The sequence below is a fragment of the Ensifer sp. Root423 genome, from assembly GCF_001426275.1.
GTDB lineage: Bacteria > Pseudomonadota > Alphaproteobacteria > Rhizobiales > Rhizobiaceae > Ensifer > Ensifer adhaerens.
This window is the reverse complement of the sequence record NZ_LMEG01000034.1, coordinates 170,941-186,815: the sequence shown is the minus strand read 5'-3', so window position 1 is coordinate 186,815 and position 15,875 is coordinate 170,941. Positions and strand designations below refer to the sequence as shown.

The 15,875-nt window shown below is 63.2% G+C and carries 14 protein-coding genes, 1 tRNA gene and 1 pseudogene; 11 read left to right on the top strand and 5 right to left on the bottom strand.

The features are described 5' to 3' along the window. The 3 genes and pseudogenes from ASD01_RS24510 to ASD01_RS24500 form a co-directional block, all read right to left on the bottom strand. Complete coding sequence (locus ASD01_RS24510) at positions 1–507, bottom strand: GNAT family N-acetyltransferase (RefSeq protein WP_034802619.1); 507 nt, start codon at positions 505–507, stop codon at positions 1–3. Positions 508–715: 208 nt separating this feature from the next. Further along, a complete protein-coding gene (gene typA / locus ASD01_RS24505; protein ID WP_034802622.1) occupies positions 716–2,542 on the bottom strand; it encodes a translational GTPase TypA in 1,827 nt (608 codons plus the stop codon). 201 nt (positions 2,543–2,743) lie between these two features. Then, positions 2,744–4,308, bottom strand: a pseudogene (locus ASD01_RS24500) (alkaline phosphatase D family protein). Between the two features lie 263 nt (positions 4,309–4,571). Here ASD01_RS24500 and ASD01_RS24495 point away from each other — a divergent pair. Then, positions 4,572–5,882, top strand: a complete 1,311-nt coding sequence (locus ASD01_RS24495; RefSeq protein ID WP_034803099.1) for an amidase — start codon at positions 4,572–4,574, stop codon at positions 5,880–5,882. A 473-nt stretch (positions 5,883–6,355) separates the two neighbouring features. On the opposite strand, the gene ASD01_RS36255 is transcribed toward ASD01_RS24495, so the two are convergent. Further along, on the bottom strand, positions 6,356–6,517 hold the full coding sequence (locus tag ASD01_RS36255) for a hypothetical protein (RefSeq protein WP_089044398.1): 162 nt from the start codon (positions 6,515–6,517) through the stop codon (positions 6,356–6,358). A 241-nt stretch (positions 6,518–6,758) separates the two neighbouring features. Between ASD01_RS36255 and ASD01_RS24485 the strand changes: the two genes are divergently transcribed. The 6 genes from ASD01_RS24485 to ASD01_RS24460 all read left to right on the top strand — a co-directional run bounded on the left by ASD01_RS24485 (position 6,759) and on the right by ASD01_RS24460 (position 13,028). Next, entirely contained in the window at positions 6,759–7,262 is a 504-nt protein-coding gene (locus ASD01_RS24485; protein ID WP_034803102.1) for a hypothetical protein, read from the top strand. 148 nt (positions 7,263–7,410) lie between these two features. Further along, on the top strand, positions 7,411–8,556 hold the full coding sequence (locus tag ASD01_RS24480; protein ID WP_234798715.1) for a PspA/IM30 family protein: 1,146 nt from the start codon (positions 7,411–7,413) through the stop codon (positions 8,554–8,556). A 5-nt stretch (positions 8,557–8,561) separates the two neighbouring features. Then, positions 8,562–9,191 carry an OB-fold-containig protein gene (locus ASD01_RS24475; RefSeq protein ID WP_034802632.1) on the top strand — a complete coding sequence of 210 codons (630 nt, stop codon included), beginning with the start codon at positions 8,562–8,564 and terminating at the stop codon, positions 9,189–9,191. Between the two features lie 33 nt (positions 9,192–9,224). After that, complete coding sequence (locus tag ASD01_RS24470; RefSeq protein WP_034802635.1) at positions 9,225–10,901, top strand: flotillin family protein; 1,677 nt, start codon at positions 9,225–9,227, stop codon at positions 10,899–10,901. A gap of 430 nt (positions 10,902–11,331) precedes the next feature. Then, positions 11,332–12,438 (top strand): DUF937 domain-containing protein, encoded by a 1,107-nt coding sequence (locus tag ASD01_RS24465; protein ID WP_159415406.1) that lies wholly within the window; start codon positions 11,332–11,334, stop codon positions 12,436–12,438. A 92-nt stretch (positions 12,439–12,530) separates the two neighbouring features. After that, positions 12,531–13,028, top strand: a complete 498-nt coding sequence (locus ASD01_RS24460) for a hypothetical protein (protein ID WP_034802641.1) — start codon at positions 12,531–12,533, stop codon at positions 13,026–13,028. Between the two features lie 430 nt (positions 13,029–13,458). On the opposite strand, the gene ASD01_RS24455 is transcribed toward ASD01_RS24460, so the two are convergent. Then, positions 13,459–13,548: transfer RNA gene (locus ASD01_RS24455), tRNA-Ser, on the bottom strand. 295 nt (positions 13,549–13,843) lie between these two features. Between ASD01_RS24455 and rplU the strand changes: the two genes are divergently transcribed. The 4 genes from rplU (at position 13,844) to ASD01_RS24435 (ending at position 15,861) form a co-directional block, all read left to right on the top strand. Further along, positions 13,844–14,218, top strand: a complete 375-nt coding sequence (rplU, locus tag ASD01_RS24450; RefSeq protein ID WP_034802644.1) for a 50S ribosomal protein L21 — start codon at positions 13,844–13,846, stop codon at positions 14,216–14,218. A 33-nt stretch (positions 14,219–14,251) separates the two neighbouring features. After that, positions 14,252–14,521: a 50S ribosomal protein L27 gene (gene rpmA, locus ASD01_RS24445; protein WP_034802646.1), complete on the top strand. Its 270-nt coding sequence runs from the start codon at positions 14,252–14,254 to the stop codon at positions 14,519–14,521. 126 nt (positions 14,522–14,647) lie between these two features. Further along, positions 14,648–15,280 (top strand): GNAT family N-acetyltransferase, encoded by a 633-nt coding sequence (locus tag ASD01_RS24440; RefSeq protein WP_034802649.1) that lies wholly within the window; start codon positions 14,648–14,650, stop codon positions 15,278–15,280. Beyond that, complete coding sequence (locus ASD01_RS24435; RefSeq protein WP_034802652.1) at positions 15,277–15,861, top strand: GNAT family N-acetyltransferase; 585 nt, start codon at positions 15,277–15,279, stop codon at positions 15,859–15,861. Before ASD01_RS24440 ends, ASD01_RS24435 begins: the two co-directional genes overlap by 4 nt. Positions 15,862–15,875 lie beyond the last annotated feature (14 nt).

Here is a 15,875-nt window from a genome sequence, read left to right as displayed (position 1 = left end):
CTAGTTCCAGGCGAAGCCGACCTTCTTCAGGTGCTTGTCGCCGAAATCTTCCATGCCTTCGGCGATATCGGTGCCGCCGGCACCCTGGAAGAACTGGTAGGCATGCTCGCTGTCTTCGAGGCACCAGACGACGAGGCCACGGCAGCCGAGCGAACGCAGCAGGCTCTTGGCCTCGCCGAAGAGAATGCGCCCGAGGCCGATGCCCTGGTATTCCGGCCTCAGGTAGATCTCGTAGATCTCGCCTTCCTGCGGCAGGGCCTTGGCGCGGCTGAGGCCGAGCGTTGCGTAGCCGGCGATGGTTCCGGCGACGTCGACGACGAGCAGCGTGGCAGGACCGCGGGTCGCCTTGCGCCACCAGGTCTCGTCACGGCGATTGACCATCTGAACGAGCGGACGATGGGGAATGAGACCGCCATAGGTCTGCAGCCACGAAACGCGGTGCACATCGGCAATTGCCGACGCTTCCTGCGGCTCTCCGGGCCGAATCTCTATCGAAACAGTCTTCATGACTCGCGACTCTAAACACACACAAGGCGAACAGGAATCCCGCCCGGTTGCCAGCCTGCGTTAACCCACAGGCAACTTTAACGGCACCCAATGGAAGGTTAACGCCTTTTTAACTTTATCCGCAAGTCGCCCATCGGTGGCACACACAGCAAAAAACCCCGGATCGCTCCGGGGTTTTTCTGAAAGTCGTAGGATCGATCAGGATCGATCAGGCAGCGCCAGCCGTGCGGGCCTTTTCGAAGCGCTTGCGATCGTTCGGGTCGAGGTGCAGCTTGCGCAGACGGATCGACTTCGGCGTCACTTCGACCAGCTCGTCGTCCTGGATCCAGGAGAGCGCGCGCTCGAGCGTCATGCGGATCGGCGGCGTCAGGCGAACAGCTTCGTCCTTGCCGGCAGCGCGCATGTTGGTGAGCTTCTTGCCCTTGAGCACGTTCACTTCCAGATCGTTGTCGCGGGTGTGGATGCCGATGATCATGCCGGCATAGACCTTCTCGCCGGCGTCGATGATCATCGGGCCGCGGTCTTCCAGGTTGAACATCGCGTAGGCAACCGATTCACCGGCGTCGTTCGAAAGCAGAACGCCGTTGACGCGACCACCGATCTCGCCCTTGTAGGGCTGGTAGGCGTGGAACAGGCGGTTCATGATCGCCGTGCCGCGGGTGTCGGTCAAAAGTTCCGACTGGTAGCCGATGAGGCCGCGGGTCGGAGCGAAGAACACCAGACGGACGCGATTGCCGCCAGACGGACGCAGTTCGACCATCTCGGCCTTGCGCTCGGACATCTTCTGCACGACGACGCCCGAATGCTCTTCGTCGACGTCGATCACGACTTCTTCGATCGGCTCGAGCATCTGGCCGTTGTCATCCTTGTGCATGACAACGCGCGGACGCGAAACGGCAAGCTCGAAGCCTTCACGACGCATGGTTTCGATGAGAACCGCAAGCTGCAGTTCGCCGCGGCCCGATACGAAGAAGGAGTCCTTTTCCGAGGATTCTTCGATCTTCAGCGCAACGTTGCCTTCGGCTTCCTTGAACAGGCGGTCGCGGATGACGCGGCTCGTGACCTTGTCGCCTTCGGTGCCGGCAAGCGGGCTGTCGTTGACGATGAAGGACATGGTGACGGTCGGCGGGTCGATCGGCTGCGCAGTCAGCGCTTCGGCGACCGACGGATCGCAGAAGGTGTCGGCGACGGTGCCCTTGGTAAGGCCGGCAATCGCAACGATGTCGCCTGCCTGCGCTTCTTCGATCGGCTGACGCTCGATGCCGCGGAAGGCGAGGATCTTCGAGATACGGCCGGTTTCAAGCAGCTTGCCATCCTGGCCGAGAACCTTGACGGCCTGGTTCGGCTTGACGGTGCCCGAGTGAACGCGACCGGTGATGATGCGGCCGAGGAAGGGGTTGGCTTCGAGGATCGTGCCGATCATACGGAACGGGCCTTCGGCAACCGTCGGCTCCGGCACGTGCTGCAGCACCAGGTCGAGCAGCGGCGCCATACCCTGGTCCTTCGGACCTTCCGGGTTGACGTTCATCCAGCCATCGCGGCCCGAACCGTAGAGGATCGGGAAGTCGAGCTGCTCGTCGGAGGCGTCGAGGTTGGCGAAGAGGTCGAAGACTTCGTTGATGACTTCTTCGTGGCGACCGTCCGGACGGTCGATCTTGTTGATCGCCACGATCGGCTTCAAGCCGACCTTCAGCGCCTTGCCGACAACGAACTTCGTCTGCGGCATCGGGCCTTCGGAAGCGTCGACGAGAACGATGGCGCCGTCCACCATCGACAGGATGCGCTCGACTTCACCGCCGAAGTCGGCGTGGCCAGGGGTGTCGACGATGTTGATGCGCACGCCCTTCCACTCGACCGAAGTCGCCTTGGCGAGGATGGTGATGCCGCGTTCTTTTTCGATGTCGTTGGAGTCCATGACGCGTTCGGCAACGCGCTGGTTTTCGCGGAACGAGCCCGACTGCTTCAGGAGCTCGTCAACAAGGGTCGTTTTCCCATGGTCGACGTGCGCGATAATCGCGATGTTACGAATGCTCATTTTTCGTCTCGGAAGGTTCAGGGCAAGCCCCGATGGGCCACGCCGCTTTTTCAATGGTCGCGCTCATACAGGTTTTTTTGCGATTGCGAAAGGGGGGCGCGCGCATGAGCGTCGTGTTCAAATGCCGGTAGGCCATGGGTTTGCACTCGTCAGGGGTCTCGCGAACGCCGTTTGCAAAGCTGTTGGCCGCGACCGAATTCCTCATGCAATTGCGGCCGGATCGAGCGTCACGCGCCAGAGTTCCTGGTCCTGCCGGTCCATCAGCCGCACCGTCATCTGCTGCGTCTGGCCGTTGATATCGACGATGCCGAAAAACTGCAGACCAGCTGATGGCGGCAGGTTCTGGTCGATGCCGCCGCCGGATGCCTTGATGAAGCGAACCTCCGGCCCGAAGGTCATGTCGAGGTCCTTCGGCCCATAGGTGCCGGAATGCAGTGGACCGGACACGAACTCCCAGAACGGCGTGAAATCCTTGAATGCGCCGCGCCCCGGATCGTAGTGATGCGCGGCGGTGTAGTGCACGTCCGCCGTCAGCCAGACGAGGTTGTCGATGCCGTTGTCGCGGACGAAGCGCAGGAGATCGGCAAATTCGCGTTCGCGCCCCGCGGGCGGACCGTTGTCGCCGTTGGCGATCGCGTCCGAGCCGCGCCGGTTGGTGTAATCGTCCCAGACGACGAGACCGATCGGCATGTCGCAGGCGATCACCTTCCAGGTGGCCCGCGAGGCAGCAAGTTCGCGCTTAAGCCAGTCGACCTGCCGCCAGCCGAACAGGGCGCCGCCGCCGTCTTCTCCCTGGTTGGCGCCGCGATAGGATCTGAGGTCAACGAAGAACACGTCGAGCAACGGACCATAGCCGATCTTGCGGAAGATGCGGCCGGGCTGCGTTGCCGGCATGCGGATCGGCGTCATCTCGTTGAACGCCCGCGCCGCCCGCTCCGCATAGACGGCAACATCCTTTTCCGGATAGCGCGCGTCGTCGCGCAGGTCGGTCGAGGCCGACCAGTTGTTCAGCACCTCGTGGTCGTCCCATTGATAGAAAGTGGGGCACACGGCGTTGAGTTGCCGCACATGCTCGTCGAGCAGATTGTATTTCCATTGCCCGCGATATTCTTCCAGCGTCCGCGCCACGTCGCGCTTCTCATGCGTCACCACGCGGTTCTTCCAGACACCGCCATCACGTAGCGCTATCTCGTCAGGGATCGGGTTATCGGCATAGATCGTGTCACCGGAATGAATGAAGAAGTCCGGCTCGTGCTGGCGCATGGTCGAATAGGTCTTCATGCCGACATCATCAATGCCCCAGCCCTGCCCGGCCGTGTCGCCAGACCAGACGAAGCGGATCGAGCGCTTGCGCAAGGGCGCGGTGCGAAACCGGCCGGTGACCGGCGCGGAGACGCGGTTGACGTCGTAGAGATCCGTGGCGGTGAAGCGGTAGAAGATATCCTGGTCCGGCAGCAGCCCGTCGAGCGAACATTTGATCGCGCAATCCGTCTGCGGCGTCGCCGTCAGATCGGAAAGGCGAAGGGGGTTAGAGAAGCTCTCGGTGGTCGAGTATTCGACCGACACCTTCGACGGGCGATCCACCCGTGTCCAGATCATGCCGGAGGACGTATCGACATCGCCCGATTGCACGCCGTGAATGAATTCCGCCGGCCGTAGCCGCGTGCATAAAAGGGTGTCGCAAGACCGGATGAGGCCACGAAGCCCGCGGCACCGGCGGAAAGCAGGAAAGAACGCCTCGAAAGCGTCTTGAGGATATCGGCCAAACAGACCTCCGATTCGGCAGCGCCACCGCGCGTGCCGGACCTTTGGTCATCTGGGTGTCAGCGACGTAACAGGCGCATGAAACTATTTGAACGGTTTGGCGACAGTTCGGTGAAGGCCGGAGCTGGCCGCGGCGACAATGGGACGATGGCAAACGCCGCCAATGCTGTTATCAAAGGCGATCAGCGTTGGCCTTGGTGAATCCGGGCAACGAACCCGCCTCCTGCCCCCGTTCGGTGGCCACACAAATCGACAGGTGATCATCGTGTCCCATGCCGCCAACGTCTCCGTCCGCGACCGCCTGGAACAGATCCTGAGCCGGCTCAACAATCGTCGGCACGAGGAAAAGGCTTTTGTCCGGCTCTACGAAGAGCGCGCGCGGAGCGAGGCAGACGCGGCCGACCACCGCCGGCGGGCGGGGGACAGCCTTGGGCCGCTCGACGGCAAGATCGTTTCAATCAAGGACCTGTTGGATATCGCCGGCGAACCGACGCTTGCCGGCTCCATCATCCGCCGCGACGCGCCGCCGGCCCAAAAAGACGCGCTCGTTGTCCAGCGGCTGCGTGCTGCCGGTGCGGTCATTATCGGCAAGACGCATATGACCGAATTCGCGTTTACGGCCGTCGGGCTCAATCCGCACTACCCCGTGCCCGGAAACGCCACCGACGAAAGCCTGATCCCCGGCGGTTCATCCTCGGGCGCTGGCGTGTCGGCAGCAGAAGGCACCTGTGACATTGCCATCGGTTCAGATACCGGTGGCTCGATCCGCATCCCCGCGGCGCTGAACGGCATCGTCGGCTTCAAGCCGACGGCGAACCGCATCCCGCTCGATGGCGCCTTTCCGCTCTCGCCGGTTCTGGATTCGCTCGGACCGCTCGCCCGGACCGCGGCCGATTGTGCAGCGACCGATGCTGTGATGGCCGGCGAGCAGCCAAGGCCGCTTGTCGCCCGTCCTGTCGCAGATCTTCGTATCGGCATCCCCCGTGGCAGGCTGTTTGAAGACCTCTCCCCCGAAGTCGCCGACGCCTTTGCGGCAAGCCTCGACCGACTGGCCAAAGCGGGTGCCAAGATCGTCGACTGCACCATCGATGACTTGATCGAGAAGCTCGGCCAAGCGACGCGGATCGGCTCGATTGCGGGCCTGGAGGCAAGCCGTATCCACGCCGGATGGCTGGGTGATGCGGCCGTCCCAGTCGACGAAAGGGTCAAGTTCTCGCTTCGCCGCCGCCTTTTGGTGCCCGACGCGACGATCTCGGCCCTGCTGCAAACCCGGCATGCGCTCGCTGCCGCCATGGACGAGCGGCTCTCGCCCTACGATCTCATCGCACTGCCGACGACGCCGATTGCGGCCGTGTCCATCGCAAGCGTCGACACCGACGCGGCGGAATACGACCGCGTGGAGAGCCTGCTGCTGCGCAACTGCCAGGTCGCCAACCAGTTCGATCTCGCCGCTATCACCCTGCCGATGCCGGGCCTTGTGCGGCCGGCCGGACTGATGCTGGTTGGGAGAAACGGAACCGATGCGACCGTACTGGCGTCAGCCCTTTCAGCCGAGGCGCTGCTTCAGGAAGCTTGAACGGCGCGCCCGATGGTCATCGAATGAAACACCAGCCTGCAAGCAGTCCGGTTCGGCAGTCGTCGTCGAAGGACATCAAGCGGGCATGGATCCCGTTGAAATCGGAACTCCGCAACGCCTTGTTCTCTACGGCCAATTGCTCGCGCCTTGATGCGCCAAGCATGCCGAGCGATGTGCGCGCCGATTTTGCGACAGCGATATGCGATGAAGCAGACTTGATCTGCGACGCGCTTTAGCGTGAGCGCTTCGAGGCCTGAAGGATCAGCCAGACCGGTACGCCGATGACCGTATGCCAGATAGAAAATGTCATGCTTGTGCGTCTCCCCTAGCGCAAGCGATACGTGGCCGCGAACTCTCCCGACATCCGACGCGTCGCCGATTGAAACCCGGTCAGAACAGGACATCCCTGATTCGATTCGCAACCGATGGTGGATTACGTTCGAAAAATAGTTCGTGGAGGAGACGCGCTCCGCTCAATGCATCGTTTCGCCGGAGATCTCGTCACGGAGGATGCGGAAGGCATCTTCAAGCGCGGCGACCAAGACATCGGTCAGTTCGTCGCCGTCATTGTTCGCGAGATAGAGGGCAACCATCGTGTCGGATGGGTCGCGGTAATGCTCGATATCGTTTGACATATCATTGTCCTTCATTCGCCGTGTCACATCCCGGCCATTGAGGTGACTATAGGCGAAGGGACTTGCGTAAAGCTGGATGCATGACATCAGGCGAAGGGCACAGCACGCAGCGTCGCGTTATTCTCCATGCGCTCCCTAACGGGGTCGACCGACAAAGGATAGAGGATAGCGACCTATTTCGCTCGCGCCGGGCGCACGAGCACGCTAGAGCATGTCGCCGACGAACGACGCGGGAATGAGCATGTCGAAGAAAACCAAGAGCGACGAAACCGCGGACGTGCAGCGCCTGAAACTCGATTTTCCCGACATCCATGCGGATCTGATCGCCGGCCGCATCCCGTCGCTACGCAAGGCGCTTATCGCGGCAGGGCTTAAGGACGAGCGCACGCGCCTCGACAAGCTCAAGAATTCCTGGACCAAGGCAAGCCCCACCGAGCGTGAAACGTTCCTCAAGTGGCTGAGCAGCAATGGCGGCCCGGACGGGCTTGCCCCACACGCTCATATCGATCCGCCGCTCGCAGCGCCCCCCGCGATTGCCAGCGGTCGCTACCTGCTCCCCGAAACGATCGCCGAAATCCGCACGATCATGAATCGCCGCCGGATGCGGGCGAACGACATCATGGCCGAGATGGGATTTGCCGGCGACGACCTGTCCCTCACCCGCGCCCTGTCCAAGGGCGCAAGCCTGCGGCTCTCGGTGATTGCCGCGCTGGAAACCTGGTTGCGCAACAACGCGGCGGAGTGAACCCGCCGGACAATCGTCCGCTTTCAACGCGCCCCTCTTCCGCCCGCTGCAACCCGCATTGCCGGCGCGCGACCGTTGCGCGCGTTCAGCAGAAGAAAATTGCAACTTAAACCTGAGCCAATCCTTGAAAGCACGAAAGTGGTGCTTTATGTTATTGCTCATGGCTCAGGGCAACCACACGTCGATCTTGTACTACGATCTCGCGCCGGACGCGGAGGCCAGACGTGCGCTGGAAGAAACCTTCGTTGCCTACGGCGACATGCTGGCGATGCTCGATGAACTCGCCGGCGAAAAGGCGGGCGCCAATCTCGTAACGTTGCATGAACTTGCCTACGAAACGGTCCGGGAGCGCACCGGGCTTCCGGCGCGCATGGTCACGCTTGGACTGCGTGACTTCGCGGCAAACCGCGGACAGCAGGCCAATGCCGAAAGGCTGCCGCTGGACGACAAGCTTTTCGCAATCAAGGGACCGTCGGATCTGACCGTCGCCACCGTGCGTGGTCGCGTCGCGATCCCATACGACGTCGCCGGCTATTCGCCGGGCACTCTGAATATCTTCGCCGCCCAGCTCGTTGCACAGCACGGCGGCTATCAGATCCACATTGGCGTCACCACGCATTCCGACCGAACGGAGAAGAAAATGATGACGAATGAAGGCATCCTATCCCGTATGGGCCGCTTGATCGCCGGTCTCGCCAATGCCGCCGTCGACAAGGCGGAAGGCAGCAACAAGATCGTGATCGTCGAACAGGCACTCCGCGAAATCGACGCGGCGGCTGAAGAGGCCCGGGTCGATATCGGCCAGGCACGCGCCGAGGAGTATCGCATCCTCAGCCGCCGCGACGAAATCGGCGCCGATCTCGAAAAGCTGGACGAAAAGATCAGCACCGCCATCTCTGCCGCCCGGGAAGACCTTGCCAAGGCCGGCGTCGCCCGCCAGATCGACCTGGAATCGCAGCTCGCCGCCCTGGACAAGGCGCTCGCCGGCGCCCGCACCGATCTCGAAGAGGGCCAGCAGGCGCTGCAGGCGGTGCTTGCCACCCGCCGCGAGGCCGAGGCGCGGCTCGCCGATCTCAAGCGCAGCATCGCCCAGTTCCCCGAGAGCAAGGTTTCGGGCCTGGCGAAGCCCAGCCCGGTGGACGGTGCCGCCCGCGCCGCTGCCGCCGTCTCCCGCGCCACGGGCGTACCGGGCGGAGAACACGGCAACAGCGCCGAGCTGGACGAACTCGACCGCCTGCATCGCGATCGGGCGATCGACGCGAGACTGGCCGCACTCAAGGCAAAGCAGCACTGACGCCGATGCTGTTCTTCCTCGCCCCGGAATCCCTACCCTTCGCGGTTGCGGCGGTGATGTTGGCCGCCTTCACCGGCATCGAGCTCCTCTGCCTGCTGCTCGGCTTCTCACTGGGTGAGGCGATCGACAAGGCCTGGCTGGACGACCACAACGCATTGGGCGGGCTGATGTCCTGGTTCAATGTCGGCGGCGTACCGCTGCTCGTGCTGCTGATGCTTTTCCTCGGCCTCTTCGCGATGATCGGTTTTGTCATCCAGGCGGTGGCCGGGGCCCTGTGGGTGCCGCTGCCTGCCCTTGTCGCGGCGCTACCGGCACTCGCCGTCTCGCTGCCCGCAGTTCGGATGTCGAGCCGATGGGTGGCAAAGATCGTGCCGCGTGACGAAAGCTATGCCGTCGATCTCGGCGATTTCGTCGGCCGCAGCGGCGAAGTCACCGTCGGCCCACTGGACCAGGGCCTGCCGGGACGCATCCGCCTCAAGGATCGCCACGGCAACTGGCATGTGCTGCGCGCGCGCGCCGCCCGCAACGAGCAACCGATCGCCATCGGCGCGCAGGTGCTCGTCGTCGATCGCGTTTCCAACATTTTCATTGCGATATCGGCGCCGGCAGACCTGCTGACGCCGCCCAATCCTTAAAATTCCCACGTCTTAAAGTCTCACGGAGCAACCATGTTTTATGAACTCTTGGTGCCGGCCGGCATCGGCATCGTCCTGATCCTCGGCATCGGCTTTGTTCTTGCATCGCTCTATACCCGCTCGAGCCGCGACGAAGCCTATGTGCGCACGGGCCTTGGCGGCCAGAAGGTGGTCCTCGACGGCGGCTCCATCGTGCTGCCGATCTTCCACTCGATCGCCCGCGTCAACCTGAAGACGCTGCGCCTTGAAGTCCGTCGTGGCGAAGGCGACGCGCTGATCACCAAGGACCGCATGCGCGTCGATATCGGCGCGGAATTCTATGTCCGCGTGAAGCCCGATGCCTCCTCGATCGCGCTTGCAGCCCAGACACTCGGCGACCGTACCAACGATGCCGAACAGCTGCGCGTGCTGATCGAGGCCAAGTTCGTCGACGGTCTGCGCTCGGTCGCCGCCACCATGAGCCTCGACGCGCTGCAGGAACAGCGCATGGATTTCGTCAAGGCGGTGCAGGAAGCGGTCGGCGCCGACCTGCAGTCGAACGGTCTCGAACTCGAATCCGTTTCGCTGACCCGTCTCGACCAGACGGATATCAAGCACTTCAACGCCAACAACTTCTTCGACGCGCATGGTCTTGCGGCGCTGACCCGCATTACCGAGGGCCGCAAGAAGGAGCGCAACGAGATCGTGCGCGATACCGAAGTCGCGATCGCCCAGAAGGATCTGGAAGCCCGCCAGCAATCGCTGACGATCGAGCGCACCAAGCGCGAGGCGGAGCTGAACCAGGAACGCGACATCGCCAACAAGTCGGCCGCCACCCGCGCCGAAACCGCGCAGCAGGAACAGGCGGCCAAGCGCGCCGAGGAAGAAGCTCGCATCGCCGCCGAGCAGGCGATCGCCGAACGCGAGGCGCTTGCCAAGCAGGCGCGTGAAAGCGCCAACATCGACGCCACCCGCGCCGTGCAGCAGCGCGACACGGAAGCCCGCCGCGACCTGCAGATCGTTTCGCAGGAAAGCGCCATCGCGGTTGCCAACAAGAGCCGGGAAGAGTCCGAGGCGAAGGCCCAGGCTGAAACCGCCCGCGCGCTCGCCATCGCCGCGGAAGAAAAGGTGGAGACGGCAAAGGCCGTGGAAATCGCCGAACGCGAACGCCAGATCGCCGTCATCGACGCCCGCAAGAACGCCGAAACCGAAGCGACCGCCGTGACCGTCGGCGCCGAAGCCGAAAAGCAGGCGGCCCTCGACCAGGCCGATGCGATCAAGACGCTGGCCACCGCCGAGGCCGACGCCGCGATCATCAAGGCGAAGGGCGTGCTCGAAACCGGCAAGGCCGCAGCCGAGAGCGAGGCGCTGCTCAACGAGGCCCGCAACAAGCTGAGCTCCGCCATCATTGAATTCGAGATCCTGCGCGAACGCATCCGCATCATTCCCGAAGCGCTGGCAGAAGCGGTCAAGCCGATCGAGAAGATCTCCGACATCCGCATCTTCGACACCGGCGGCATGCTCGGCCGCAACGGCGGCGGCGACGGTGCTGCCAACGGCATCGGCCTTGGCGACGGGTTGGCGGGCCAGCTCCTGTCCTACCAGGCCAACAAGCCGATCGTCGACCAACTGCTGAAGGAAGCAGGCTTCAACGGCGAAAATGCGATCTCGTCGCTGCTCGGCAACCTGCAGGCGGCACCGTCGCCGGCGGAGAAATCGCCGAAGAAGTAACGCGAAACCGACGGGATCCCTGGCCTCGCGGCTGGGGATCAGACTATGGGTGCGGGCATCAGGTCAGGCCGGCCCGCGCGTGACCGCAAGCATCCTGCGGCGCTGTCGTCGCGACCCTTAAACCGGCCCTGCGGCCGACGGTCCGCCTGCTTCCCTCCTGCCTCGGCTGCCGGGTCACGGGCCGCTCAACATGCTGGCGCACTAGCGCGCGTGTTCAATGCGCCACGTTCTGCCGTTTCCGCAAGTTGCCGAGAACTGGCCATTTACATCCACAAGTGCTAATATTTTTGGGCCGAAGGTTCCAGAGGAACCCGCCTCGCGACCGACAATCAGATAAACGCGAATTGCTTGCAGCCAATTGCCGCGCCGTCGGACGACCGCTCCATGAGCGCCGTCGATGTCCGACGACATCAACGTGGAGGAAAAGCCAATGGCCAGCAATCTTGTTTCGTATATCGCGCAGATGCTTACCCCTGACATGATCGCACGCATCGCTTCGGCGCTCGGGCTCGACAGCAGCAAGGTGCAGGGCGCCGTCAGCGCCGCCATTCCCGCGGTGCTGGCGGGACTGACGGGTGTCGCCGCGCAACCGGGCGGGGCGCAGAAGATCGCCGATACCGCCAGTCAACAAGGCGGATCGCTCGACAGTCTCATCGGGATGCTTCAGGGAGGCGATCAGGCGACGCTTAGCCAGAACGGGTCACAGATCATTTCGTCAATCTTCGGGGCAAAGGACGGCAGTGCGCTGGCAAGCGCCATCGGCGGGATCTCCGGCATGGACCCGCGGGCGAGCGGTTCGTTGCTGGCGACGCTTGCTCCCCTCGTGCTGGGTGGCCTTGCCCGGCAGAGCGGCGGCGATCTCAGCGCCAATGGCATTGCCGGACTGCTCGCGAGCCAGAAGGACAACATCGCGGCCGCCCTGCCCTCCGGCGCAAGAGAACTGCTTGGCGGAACAGGCTTGCTCGGCGGGCTCGGCGCTTCGGCACAGTCTGCCGCGGCCTCGGCGAGCCAGGTCGCCCGCAACGCCGCGACAGCGGCTTCGTCCGTCGGTGGAGCCGGTCAGCGCGCAGCCGAGGCGGCGACGCCGTCCGGGTCGCGCAACTGGCTCTACTGGGTGATTGCCGTGCTCGCGCTTGCAGCCGTGCTCTTCTATCTGTTCGGCAGACCGAGCGGAGAGGTCGCGCCACAGGCTGGCACGGCGGGGCAAAGCTTGACGGTCGGCGGGGTCGACATCGGCCGGCAGGTCCAGGACAGCATGGCGAGCCTGCAGACAACGCTGACCGGTGTCACGGACGCCGCCTCGGCCACGGCCGCCCTGCCGAAACTGGAGGAGATTTCAGCCGGGCTCGACAAAGTCACGGGCGCCACCGGGCAACTGTCTGCCGAACAGAAGGCAGCCCTTTCCGCGCTCGTCGGGCCGATGATGCCAACGCTCAACGGGCTTTTCGACAAGGTGCTGGCGATACCCGGCGCTTCCGACATCGTGAAACCCGCAATCGATGCATTGAAGACCAAGCTCGCCTCACTGGCGACCTGAAGAACCAGCCCAAGCATGAGCTGCCGGCCCTGCATTCCGCACGGACCGTTGGCGATTGTCATCGACGAAACCGGATAGGAAGGAAGACGGCCATGGCCGACAAATCGACATTCACCCCGGAAGAATGGACGCTGCTCCTGGAGAGCGTGATGATGGCCGGCATTGCCGTGACGGCCGCGGAGCCGAGCGGCCTCTGGGGGATGATGAAGGAAGGCATCGCCAACAGCAGCGCACTTCTGCAGGCAAAAGCCGATGCCGCAGCAAGCCCGCTCGTCAAGGCGCTGGTCGCCGACTTCGAAACCTCGGAGGGCCGGACCGCCGCTCGCGATGGGCTGCAGACGAAACTCAAGGGTGCCAAGCCGGAGGACATGAAGGCCAGGTGCATTGAAACGCTGAATCAGGCCCGGACACTCGTCGAGACCAAGGCGCAGGGTGATGTCGCAGCCTTCAGCACATGGCTATACCAGATCAGCCAGAAGGTGGCGGAAGCCGCCAAGGAAGGCGGCTTCCTGGGCTTCGGCGGCGTCGCTGTCAGCGATGCTGAGAAGGCCACCTTGTCGGAAATTTCCGCGGCGCTGAAAGTCGCCTAGGCAGCTGCGTTTCGCCGCGGAAGCACGAACGTGCCGTCAGCCCGGCCGCCGACGCCCTTGCCCGGTTCGCAACGGCATCGATGGCTATAGTTCGGCAAACCGCAATCGCTGGCGACAACGCCGCGACATCGTTGTCAGATGGGTCACCCTTTGACGCGGCGCACGACCCGCGATCGCCATATCAGGGTGGGCTATCGGAAGCGCCGGATGACCGCTGGCAAGGAGAACGATCGATCGCCCCGCCTCCGACACAACAGGAACGTGCCCGCCCCCATCCTGAAACAGATATCGAGCCTGCTGGCGATTTTGTTTCCTGGACGCCGAAGTCGAGTTGATAGAGACGCGCGTTTAAACAACGAACCCCGGAAGCTTCCGTGAACCGCCCTGAAGTCGGGCTGCTTCGCATAGCACATGGTGGTGAGATAGATTATGGCGGAGAGGGTGGGATTCGAACCCACGGTACGGTTGCCCGTACGCCGCATTTCGAGTGCGGTGCTTTCGACCACTCAGCCACCTCTCCGCTTTGCTGGTCGGCGCTTGTTCGGCGCGGTCGGGTTCATAGCGGCAGATTCGGGTGCTGGCAAGGGCCTTGTTTGAAGAATATGTAACGGCCTCGTTGCTTTCGCCTTGACACGCCTGTGCAAATCCTTGTAATCCGCGCAATGAAGTGGTGTGGCCTAGCTTCACCGCAGCGGGTGTGATTTGCGCCCTTTCACCGGTGGATATCCGAAAAGGAGATCCACTCAACTGTCGACTGAGAAAAAGACGGCCTTGTCTTCGGGCAGAGAGCCGGATCGAACATGAAAGGATAAAAAATGTTCGCAGTCATCAAGACCGGCGGTAAGCAGTACCGCGTGGCCGCCAACGACGTCCTCACCATCGAAAAGCTGGAAGGCGTTGCAGGCGACAAGATCGAATTCACCGAGATCCTGATGGTCGGCGTTGGCGCCGATGCAACCATCGGTGCTCCGTTTGTCGAAGGCGCCGTTGTCAGCGCTGAAGTTGTTGAGCAGGGTCGCGCCAAGAAGGTCATCGCCTTCAAGAAGCGTCGCCGCCAGAACTCCAAGCGCTCGCGCGGTCACCGCCAGCACCAGACGACCGTCCGCATCCTGGACATCGCTGCTGCCGGTGGCAAGGCAAAGAAGGCTTCGAAGAAGTCTGAAGCTGCCGCTGAAGCCGCTGCAAACTGAGTTCAGGGATCTAAGGTTTAAAGGAGAACACCAATGGCACACAAAAAAGCTGGCGGTTCGTCGCGTAACGGTCGCGATTCTGAGTCCAAGCGCCTTGGCGTGAAGAAGTTCGGCGGCGAGAACGTCATTGCAGGCAACATTATCGTGCGCCAGCGCGGTACGAAGTGGCATCCGGGCGCCAATGTCGGCCTCGGTAAGGACCACACGATTTTTGCACTTACGGCCGGCAACGTGGACTTCCGTACGAAGGCCAATGGCCGCGTGTACGTGTCTGTAATGCCGAAAGCCGAAGCAGCGGAATAAGCCGGTAGCGCTCTAAAACAGCCGGCGTCTCATCGACCCGGCTGACGCACCTGATGGTTCCAAGCCAGACTTCAAAGGGGAGATGGGGCAATACCCAACTCCCCTTTTTCGTTTCTGGAGGAAACCATGCAAACCGAGTTGTTGAGGGAAGACCAATCCCGGTCTCCCGAGCAGAGGCTGAGGCCCCAACGGTCAAGGACCGATTGCCCGATATTGTTGTCACCCCGGCTCGTTCTGCGCGCGCCCCATGAAGACGATATCGACGCCCTTGCCCATCTTGCCAACAATGCCAATGTCGCGACCATGGTTTCGCGCATGCCGCACCCGTATACGACGGCCGATGCCGCCGACTTCGTGCGACGCGCGAAAGCCGGCACGATTGGCAAGTGCGTCTACGCGATTACCAAAGCGGACAATGGCGCATTTCTCGGTTGTTGCGGTATCGAGCCGCATCCCGATGGCAAGACGGCGGAGCTCGGCTATTGGCTGGGCGAGCCCTATTGGAACCAGGGCTATGCCACCGAGGCCGCCCAGGTCCTGACCGACATGGCCTTCCGCACCCGCGACATCGACCAGATCGATGCGCGCTGCCGGGTCATGAACTTGGCATCGCGCCGGGTCATCCAGAAGTGCGGTTTCCAGTTCCAGGGCAGCGGCATGGTCGGCAGCCTGGCGCTCGGCGGCTCGATCGCCGTCGAATGGTACCGGCTCGACCGCAAGACCTGGGTCTCCTTGAGAAGCTGGGGAGGCATGCGATGAACGCGCTCGCTTCCGAACGCCAGCGGATCGTTGCCCGCCCCGGTCCCGGCCCCTGCCCGGTCATCGAGACCAAGCGCCTGGTCCTGCGCCCGCATCGGCGAAACGACGCCGAGGCGATCGCCCAGTCGCTCGGCGATTTCCAGGTGGCGCGCATGCTGGCGCGCGTTCCCGCGCCCTACGATCAGCAGGACGCGCTCGACTGGCTGACGGCGCAGACTTCGGGGCTGACGCCCGACTGGACCTTCGCCGTCACCACCGGTGACGACGTGCACATCGGCTGCGTCGGCATCGAGCTCCGCCACGGCCAATGGCATGTCGGCTACTGGCTGAACCGCTTCTACTGGGGCAAGGGCTTTGCCTCGGAGGCGACCTATGCGGCGGTCGAGCGCTTCTTCCGCCGCATGCCCGAAACGACCCTGCATTCCGGCGTCTTTGCCGACAATCCGGGATCGCTGAAGGTGCAGGAGAAGATCGGCTTCCAGATCACCGGCTGCGCCCAGGTCTATGCGCTCGCGCGCAACGCCATGGTCGCCCATATCGAGACGCGGCTGACCGCCGCCGATCTGCGCCGACCGCACTAGAGAACATCCCCGCG